The sequence below is a fragment of the Herbaspirillum sp. alder98 genome (assembly GCF_020179755.1).
Taxonomy (GTDB): Bacteria; Pseudomonadota; Gammaproteobacteria; order Burkholderiales; family Burkholderiaceae_D; genus Herbaspirillum.
In genome coordinates, this window is sequence record NZ_JAIUCY010000025.1 from 1 (window position 1) to 767 (window position 767).

Below are 767 nucleotides of genomic sequence, written 5' to 3' on the forward strand. Positions count from 1 at the left end.
CCCGCATCGCACCCGATCAGCGCGCCGCCGGGGAAGACCAGCTTCGGCAACGACTGCACGCCACCCGCCGTGATCGCCCGCGCACCATACGAAATGCGCTTGCCGCCCGCGAAGAACTTGCTGATCTCGGGATGGGTTTTATAACGCTGGAATTCCTCGAACGGCGACAGGTACGGGTTCTCGTAAGCCAGGCCCACCACGTAGCCGACGGCCACCTGGTTGTTATCCATGTGATACAGGAAAGAGCCACCGTAGGTGTCGTTGGCCAGCGGCCAGCCGGCGGTGTGCACCACCAGGCCCGGTTGATGCAGCTCGGGCTTGATTTCCCACAGTTCCTTGATGCCGATGGCATAAGTCTGCGGGTCACGACCTTCGTCCAGCCGATATTTAGTGATCAACTGCTTGCCCAGATGCCCGCGCGCGCCTTCGGCGAAGAAGGTGTACTTGGCGTGTAACTCCATGCCGAGCTGGAATTCACCGGTGGGTTCGCCTTCCTTATTGAGTCCCAGGTTGCCGGTGGCGACGCCCTTGACGGAGCCATCTTCGTTATAAAGTACTTCGGCTGCCGCGAAGCCGGGGAAGATTTCCACGCCCAGCGCCTCGGCCTGCTGGCCCAGCCAGCGGGTGACGTTGGACAGCGAGATGACATAGTTGCCGTGGTTCTGGAAGCAGGCTGGCAACAGCCAGGACGGGGTCCGGTAGGCTTTGCTGGCAGACAGGAAAAGGAAGCGGTCTTCGGTGACCGGCACGTTCAGGGGCGCGCCTTG

At 61.8% G+C, this 767-nt stretch carries 1 protein-coding gene; it reads right to left on the minus strand.

The features are described 5' to 3' along the window. Positions 1-767: NAD(P)/FAD-dependent oxidoreductase (locus LBW87_RS23815; RefSeq protein WP_225203959.1), on the minus strand; the 767-nt coding region annotated here is incomplete at both ends.